Genomic DNA, 7,793 nt, shown 5'->3' with positions numbered 1-7,793 from the left:
TGGCCTTCAACCACACCCTCACCCGCGCCGCGCTACGCGCCACCGAGGCCGGCTCCTACGACGTCGTCCACGCCCACGACTGGCTCGTCGCGCACACCGCGATGACCCTGCGCGAGCACCTGGACATCCCGCTGGTCAGCACCATCCACGCCACCGAGGCCGGCCGGCACCAGGGCTGGCTGCCGGAGGAGATGAACCGCACCATCCACGGCGTCGAGCACTGGCTGGCCGGCGAGTCGGGTCGCGTGATCGTCTGCTCCGGCTACATGCGCGACGAGGTGACCGGGCTGTTCGGCGTGCCGGCGGGCCGGGTCGACGTGGTGCCCAACGGCGTGGAGGCGCACCGCTGGCGTGTCCCGGCCGCCGCGGTGGCCAAGGCCCGCGCCCGGTTCGCCGGGGACGGGCCGCTGGTCACCTTCGCGGGCCGGCTGGTCTACGAGAAGGGCGTGCAACACCTGATCGCCGGGCTGCCCCGGCTGCGGGAGCGGCACCCCGGGCTGCGCGCGGTCATCGTCGGCGACGGGCCGTACCGCGGTGAACTGGAGGCCGAGGTGCACCGCCTCGGCCTCGGTGGGACGGTCAGCCTCCCGGGTTTCCTGGGCGGCACCGACCTGCCCGCCGTGATGGCCGCGTCGGACTGCTTCGCCGTGCCGAGCATCTACGAGCCGTTCGGCATGGTGGCCCTGGAGGGCGCCGCCGCCGGCGCGCCCCTGGCCGTCGCCGCGACCGGCGGGCTCGCCGAGATCGTCGAGCCCGGGGTCACCGGGATGACCTTCCGGCCGCACGACCCGGACGGGCTGACCGACGCCGTCGACGCGCTGCTGTCGGACCGGGACCGGGCCCGCCAGCTCGCCCGCCGGGCCCGTGTCATGGTGCACGAGCGGTACGGCTGGTCGGCCATCGCCCAGCGCACGGCGGCCGCCTACGCGGCGGCGATCAACACCTCGCCCGCGTTCGCCGCCGAACGGGTCACCCGTGGTCGCGCCGTGCCGTCCGTCGCCGAGGGCAACCTGCTGGCCGCCGCCGGACTGCGCTGACGGCGACCGCGGTTCGCTCCGGGCCCGCAGCCGGTGCCGGCCACCCGCCGGCCACGCCACGACCCAGCCGGCCAACCCTGTCCGGGTCGGCCGCCTGCTTCGTCGTACGGGCGGAACTCAGCGCTCGGAGAACGGGGCGTACGTCCGCTCGGAGGCGCCGGTGTAGATCTGCCGCGGGCGGCCGATCTTGGTCTCCGGGTCGTTGATCATCTCGCGCCACTGCGCGATCCAGCCGGGCAGCCGACCCAGCGCGAAGAGCACCGTGAACATCTTGGTCGGGAAGCCCATGGCCTTGTAGATCAGCCCGGTGTAGAAGTCCACGTTCGGGTAGAGCTTGCGGGAGACGAAGAAGTCGTCGGCGAGGGCGATCTCCTCCAACTGCACGGCGAGGTCCAGCAGCGGGTCCGGCTTCGCCATCCGGCCGAGCACGTCCTGCGCCGCCTTCTTCACGATCGCCGCGCGCGGGTCGTAGTTCTTGTAGACCCGGTGCCCGAAGCCCATCAGCTTCACGCCGTCCTGCTTGTCCTTGACCTTGCGGACGAAGGACGCGACGTCGCCGCCGTCGGCCTGGATCTTCTCCAGCATCTCCAGCACGGCCTGGTTGGCGCCGCCGTGCAGCGGGCCGAAGAGCGCGTTCACGCCCGCCGAGACCGAGGCGAAGAGGTTGGCGTTGCTGGAGCCGACCAGCCGCACGGTCGACGTGGAGCAGTTCTGCTCGTGGTCGGCGTGCAGGATGAACAGCATGTCCAGCACCTTGGCCATCACCGGGTCGACCTCGTACGGCTCCGCCGGCACGCCGAAGGTCATCCGCAGGAGGTTCTCCACGTAGCCCAGCGAGTTGTCCGGGTAGAGCAGCGGCTGGCCGATCGACTTCTTGTAGGCGTACGAGGCGATGGTGGGCACCTTCGCCATCAGCCGCACCGTGGACATCTCCACGTGCCGGGAGTCGAACGGGTCCAGGCTGTCCTGGTAGAAGGTGGAGATGGCGCTGACGGCCGAGGAGAGCACGGCCATCGGGTGCGCGTCGCGCGGGAAGCCGTCGAAGAAGCGGCGCATCTCCTCGTGCAGCAGGGAGTGCCGGCGGATGCGCTCGGTGAACTCGGTCAGCTGCTGCTGGGTCGGCAGCTCACCGTAGATCAGCAGGTAGGAGACCTCCAGGAAGGAGGACTTCTCCGCGAGCTGCTCGATCGGGTAACCGCGGTAACGCAGGATGCCCGCGTCACCGTCGATGTAGGTGATGGCGGACGAGCAGGCCGCGGTGTTGACGAAACCGGGGTCGTACGTCGTCATCCCGGTTTCCTTCAGCAGCTTGCCCACCCCGATGCCGGCGGGGCCCTCGACCGCGGATTGCACCGGCATCGAAAGCTGCCCACCGGGGTGATCGAGCTTGACTTCCGTCATGTTTCCCTCGCTTCGCCGGCAGATCTGCGTTGAATTGCCTTCGCTTTTACCGTAATCACGGTCGAGGTGATACCGCCCGCCGTGGTTCGACGGTGAGGCATGCGTCACCCGTTTCCCGGCCTGCGGGCCGGGAAACCCGCGCAATCCGGACGCGCCGGCACGACGACGCCTGGGAACGCTACCGCCCACCCCGCTGCCCACCCCCTGCCCGCCCAGCCCCTCGCCCTCGCCCTCGCCCTCGCCCTCGCCCTCGCCCTCGCCCTCGCCCTCGCCCGGTGATCATGAGGCTTGCGTCACGGGTAAGCGCGTTCCTGGACGCAAACCTCATGATCGACGGCACGGGGCGGGCGAGGAGGCGGAGGCCGGGGCCAGGAGGGCCGGGGCCAGGAGGGCCGGGGCCAGGAGGGCCGGGGCCAGGAGGGCCGGGGCCAGGAGGGCCGGGGCCAGGAGGGCCGGGGCCAGGAGGGCCGGGGCCAGGAGGGCCGGGGCCAGGAGGGCCGGGGCCAGGAGGGCCGGGTCGGGAGAGGGTCAGGCGGGGGTGAGGCGGAGGAGGGTGCCGTCGGCGGCGACGCGGTAGACGGTGAGGCGGTTGGCGCCGGCGTGGAAGAGCCTGTCGTCGGCGAGCAGGGCGGCGAACCGGCGCCCGCCGGCGTCGCGGGGCACCACCGGGACGACCGCGCCGATCCGGCCGTTGACGGCGATCGCCAGCGACGTGCCGTCGGGCACCTCGTCCGGCAGGTCGCCCCAGACGGCGGCCGGCAGCCGCCCGGCGTCCGGGTCCACCGCGTCGAACACGGCCAGGTCGGCGACGCGGACCGTGCCGCCGGCCGGGCGGTCGCCGACGGCGGTGCCGACCAGCGGGTGGGGCGCGGGCGGCGCGATCGGGGCCGGCACGCCGCCCGTGATGGGGGTCGGCTGGCCGGGGCGGTCGTAGAAGACCTTGCCCGCCTCGGCGCGCGGGGCCTGCCGGGCGGACCGGCCGTCGACGGGCCACGGGAGCCGGACGGCGGCCTCGTCGGCGACGGTGGGCAGCAGGTCGACGTGCTGCCAGTTGCGGTCGTCGATCCGCCCGACGCGCTGGCCGGGGGCCTTGACGAACGTCGGCACCCAGGCGACCTCGCCGGCGGCGGCCCGGATGGCGCCCATGCCCCGGCCCTGGGCGCCGGGGGTGAAGCTGACGCCGTGGTCGGCGGTGACCACCAGCAGGGCCTGGTCGTAGAGGCCGCTGGAGCGCAGCGTACGCAGCGTCTCGCCGATCAGCCGGTCGGTGTAGCCGAGCTGCGCGAGGTGCCGCCGGCGGGCCAGTTCCGCCCAGCCGTCGCCGTCGTTCGGCAGGTCCTGCGGGGCGTCGTAGCGCGCCCCCGACGGCAGGTACGCCCACGGCGAGTGCGGCATCAGCAGGTGCAGGAAGTGCAGGGTGGGCCGGGACGCCGGCCGCAGCCCGGCGAGGAAGCTGGTGAACCGGGCCGGCTGGTTGTCGTCGAGGCTGTCCCAGCGGAACTTCGGGTCCGCCGGCACCGGCTCGGCGGCGTCGATGCCCGCCTCCGCGCGGGTCTGCTCGCGGTACGAGTCCTCCGGGTCGACGCGGCTGTCCACCGGGGCGGTGACCTGGCGCAGCAGCCCGCCCGCCTGACGGATCAGCACGCCCATCCCCTGCTCGGGACCGACCGGCTGCTCGCAGCGGCTGGGCGGGCAGAGCCGGGTGATGCTCTCCTCGGCGCGCACGTCGTACAGGCCGCCGAGTGCGGTGAAGAGGTTGTCCGGGTATTGCGAGTAGTGCGGCGGCGCCGCCCGCTGCGGGTACCGGCCGGTGAGCATCGCCGGCAACGCGTAGGGCGTCCAGCCGCTGACGCCGGTGGCGTTGCGGTACCAGGTGGAGCCTTCGGCCAGCTCGGCGAAGTGCGGGAACCGCGAGGCGTCGATCCGCCCGTGCGGCCCGAGCAGGGACACCAGGGGCAGCTCGTCGAGGACCAGCACGACCACCGGCGGATGGTTGCCGGGGCGGGCCACCCCGGCGGCGCCGCCCTCGCCCCGGGGCAGCACCACGATCGAGGTGGGCGAGGCGAACACGAACAGCCCCACGAAGAGCAGCGGTCCGGCCGCCGCCAGCCGCAGCGCCCGCCCCGGCGCACGCCACCGCCGGTGCGCGGCGGCCCCGGCGGCCCCGGCCAGCGCGGCGAGCAGCAGCAGCGGTACGCCCCGCAGTGGCGTGCCGTGCCGGCCGACCTGCACGGCCAGCGCGGCGAGCAACAGGCCGACCAGCAGGGTGTGCGTCGCCGAGCGGGCGATGCGCCCGGCCAGCCGGGACAGCGCGCCGAGCAGCGCGACGGCGGCGGTGGGCACGAGCGCGACCAGAGCCACCAGCAGCAGGATCTCCCCGCGGTCCGCCCGGTGGAACAGGAAGAAGTCGGGACTGCGCCCGAGGACGTCCAGCAGCGGGTGGGTCACCACGAGCCCGACCAGCCCCGCCACCTCGGCCAGCCGGCCCAGCTCCGTACGCCAGCCGCCCCACCGGCCGCCCGACGGTCCGGCGCCCGGCACGGGCGCCGGCTCAGCCACCCACGACCGCCGCGTAGAGCGTGCGGGTGCCCGAGGGCAGGTCGAGCCGCCGCGTGATCCGGCAGCGCAAGGCGAGCAGCCGCTCGAACTCGGCCGGCCGGTAGTCCGGGAAGAGCCCCTCGGGCTTGTTGGCCAGCAGCCGCCGGGCCATCGGGTCCTCGGGGTGGACGAACTCCACCACCACCCGGGCGCCGGGGGCGGCGAGCCCCACGAGCCAGTCCAGCACCTCGGGCAGCGGCACGTTGCGCCCGATCGCCAGGTGGTGCACGACGGCCAGGGCGAGGACGGCGTCCGCCTCAGCCCGGTCGGCGAAGGAGGCCCGCTCGACGCCGCGCCACCCGCCGCCGGGCGACGGATCGGCCAGATCCATCACCAGGGGCAGGATCCGCCGCTCGCCCTCGGCGCGCAGCGCGCGGTAGAGCCCGTCCAGCACGCCCGGGTCCTGCTCGACCGCGACGACGTAGTCGGCGTGCCGGGCGGCGAGGCGGGCGTACCGGCCGTCGTTGGCGCCGAGGTCCAGCGCCAGGCGGGGCCGCGGCCCATCGGCCAGCGCCTCGGTCACGAAGCGTTCCTTCGCGGCCCGGTCGTCGGCGGTGTACGCGCAGGTGCGCTGATAGTCGACCCAGTGGCTAACCACCGGGCGGGGCTCCAGGCGCCGCACGAGTTTCTCGATGCCGCGTACGGTGGCCAGCGCCAGCTCCCGGGAGTAACCGGCCGCCCGCAGCTGGGACCGCACGTCGGCGGTGCTGGCGCGGGCGTTGCGCCGCTGCATCGCGTCGTGCAGGTGCACGTGGGTGGGCACCCCGGGCAGCAGCCGCCGGAGGCCGCCGAACAGCCGGCGCATCTGGTCGGGCTCGATGCCGTCGACGCGGGCGCGCAGCCAGGGCTGGAAGTCCAGCCCGAGGTGGGCGCCGAGCAGCAGCGGGTAGAGCAGCGTCTGGCAGAACTGCCGGTAGCCGGCCCAGGGCTCGCCGTCGCGGGCGGGAGCGAACGAGCCGACGTCGATGAACACCGGTTCGGCGCCCCGCCACTGCAGGTTGTAGGCCGAGCCGTCCTTCGTGGTGAACCCGGCCGGCAGCGCCGCCCGCAGGATCTCCAGGTGCAGCAGCGCCGCGTCGCGCAGCATCGTGAAGGACCACTCGTACGGGTGGGAGACGAACGGGATGCGCTCGTGGCGCAGGACGGCGGCCCACCCGCCGGCCGACGGCACGGACGGCGACTCGACCGCCTCGGTGCCGCACACCTTGCCGGCGGCTAGCAGCGGCGGGAAGAACTCGCTGGCGGCCAGTGCCCGCCACTGGCCGGCGGCCTGCTCGTCCAGCCCGCGCAGCACGTCGCCGTCGAGGTGGAAGACCCGGTTGGCGGGGTCGCGGAAGGAGCCTGGCTCGGCGCGCAGACCGGTGCGGGAGGTCGCCATCGGCCGGGGTCAGCGCTGGTCGGTGGGCTGGCGCCGGAACCGGTCGACCAGTCGCCGCCAGTAGAGCTTGGCCGCCACCGCGGCGCCGGCCACCCCGCCGACCACCGCCTGCACGATCAGGCTGCCGGACCCCGCGTCCAGGTAGGCCAGGTGTTCCACCGACCGCTCCTTTCCCTCGCGTCTCCAGATCGGCGTACGGGGCAGGGATCCCCGGGGGGATTTGCCCGGAAAGCCGGACTTGTCTGACACGCTACGCCGATCGTCCCGGTCGTGAAGGGCACACCCGGCACTCCGTCCGGTTGTCCGTTTCGTTCAAGACGCCCGCCGGCGGCCTTCCTACGGTGGAGCCATGGCACCGACACTCGATCTCATCGGCATGGTCAGCAGCGACCTGCCCCGTTCCCTCGCCTTCTACCGGAGACTCGGCCTCGACATCCCGGCCGACGCCGAAGCCGACCCGCACGTGGAGATCACCCTGCCCGGCGGCCTGCGGCTGGCCTGGGACACCGCCGACACCGTCCGCTCCTTCGACCCCGGCTGGCGGCCGGGCGGCGGGGGCGGGGGCGGGGCCGGCCTCGCCTTCCTTTGCGCCGACCCGGCCGAGGTCGACCGGCTCTACGCGGAGCTGGTGGCGGAGGGCCACGAGGGTCACCTGCCCCCGTGGGACGCCTTCTGGGGCCAGCGGTACGCGGTGGTGCGCGACCCGGACGGCAACGGCGTCGACCTCTTCGCCCCGCTCCCCGGGTAGCTGGAGGAAGGGACCCTCGTGGTCTGGTCAGGCGATGAACCGCACCTCCGGGAAGGCCCGGTTCGGGCCGGTGAGCAGGCGATGCGGCTGGCGATCCCGGCCCGTACGCGCCGGTCGGTGGTCAGGACGAGAGCGGTGGCGGTGGCGCCCTTCGACCAGCCGAACATACCGATACGACGCAGGTCGAGCGCGGCGCCCAGGCCGGCCGGCAGCGGGCGGCACCCGGCGTCGCGATTGCGGCCGGCGGCCAGGTCCTCGATGCGGTCGATGACGAACCGGGCGTCGCCCGGCGTCCGGAACGGGTTCAGGAACAACCCGCTCAGCGGGACAGCAGGGTCATCGGCGGCACGCCGGCCAGGTCGCGTACGTCCCGGGTCAGGTGGGCCTGGTCGGCGTAGCCGCAGCGGACCGCCACCTCGGCCAGCGGGACGCCGGCGCGGGCCAGGGCCAGCGCGCGCCCCATCCGCAGGATCCGGGCCAGGGTCTTCGGGCCGTACCCGAACAGGTGCCGACACCGGCGGTGCAGGGCGCGCGGGTCGAGGCCGGCCCCGGCGGCGGTCGCGGCCACGGCGGCGCCGGCGGCCAGCGCGGCGGCGACCCGGGCGCCGAGCGGATCGGGTCAAGTCGGAGG

Annotated in this window: 8 protein-coding genes; 3 read left to right on the top strand and 5 right to left on the bottom strand. The window is 74.5% G+C overall.

Annotated elements, in window-relative coordinates; translation table 11 throughout:
- Window positions 1-1,037: glycosyltransferase family 4 protein (locus V6U77_RS29215; protein ID WP_334609972.1), on the top strand; the 1,037-nt coding region annotated here is incomplete at its 5' end.
- 117 nt (window positions 1,038-1,154) lie between these two features.
- Here V6U77_RS29215 and V6U77_RS29210 read toward each other — a convergent pair.
- Window positions 1,155-2,438 carry a citrate synthase gene (locus tag V6U77_RS29210; protein WP_334609971.1) on the bottom strand — a complete coding sequence of 428 codons (1,284 nt, stop codon included), beginning with the start codon at window positions 2,436-2,438 and terminating at the stop codon, window positions 1,155-1,157.
- Between the two features lie 99 nt (window positions 2,439-2,537).
- Between V6U77_RS29210 and V6U77_RS29205 the strand changes: the two genes are divergently transcribed.
- Window positions 2,538-2,717 (top strand): hypothetical protein, encoded by a 180-nt coding sequence (locus V6U77_RS29205; protein ID WP_334609970.1) that lies wholly within the window; start codon window positions 2,538-2,540, stop codon window positions 2,715-2,717.
- Between the two features lie 249 nt (window positions 2,718-2,966).
- Here the strand turns inward: V6U77_RS29205 and V6U77_RS29200 are convergent, their stop codons facing one another.
- From V6U77_RS29200 to V6U77_RS29190, 3 genes are read right to left on the bottom strand one after another with little or no spacing between them, the layout of a single operon-like run.
- Window positions 2,967-4,997 (bottom strand): sulfatase-like hydrolase/transferase, encoded by a 2,031-nt coding sequence (locus V6U77_RS29200; RefSeq protein WP_442934537.1) that lies wholly within the window; start codon window positions 4,995-4,997, stop codon window positions 2,967-2,969.
- Window positions 4,990-6,414: a methyltransferase gene (locus V6U77_RS29195; protein ID WP_334609969.1), complete on the bottom strand. Its 1,425-nt coding sequence runs from the start codon at window positions 6,412-6,414 to the stop codon at window positions 4,990-4,992. The genes V6U77_RS29200 and V6U77_RS29195 overlap by 8 nt, the downstream gene beginning before the upstream one ends.
- A 9-nt stretch (window positions 6,415-6,423) precedes the next feature.
- Window positions 6,424-6,573: a hypothetical protein gene (locus V6U77_RS29190; protein ID WP_165947858.1), complete on the bottom strand. Its 150-nt coding sequence runs from the start codon at window positions 6,571-6,573 to the stop codon at window positions 6,424-6,426.
- Between the two features lie 190 nt (window positions 6,574-6,763).
- On the opposite strand from V6U77_RS29190, the gene V6U77_RS29185 reads away from it, so the two are divergent.
- Complete coding sequence (locus V6U77_RS29185) at window positions 6,764-7,162, top strand: VOC family protein (RefSeq protein ID WP_334609968.1); 399 nt, start codon at window positions 6,764-6,766, stop codon at window positions 7,160-7,162.
- Between the two features lie 319 nt (window positions 7,163-7,481).
- Here V6U77_RS29185 and V6U77_RS29180 read toward each other — a convergent pair whose 3' ends face one another.
- Complete coding sequence (locus V6U77_RS29180) at window positions 7,482-7,730, bottom strand: helix-turn-helix domain-containing protein (protein ID WP_442934536.1); 249 nt, start codon at window positions 7,728-7,730, stop codon at window positions 7,482-7,484.
- Between the last annotated feature and the right edge of the window lie 63 nt (window positions 7,731-7,793).

The organism is Micromonospora sp. CPCC 205546 (assembly GCF_036902715.1).
GTDB lineage: Bacteria > Actinomycetota > Actinomycetes > Mycobacteriales > Micromonosporaceae > Micromonospora.
This window is presented reverse-complemented; position numbering and strand designations above follow the sequence as displayed.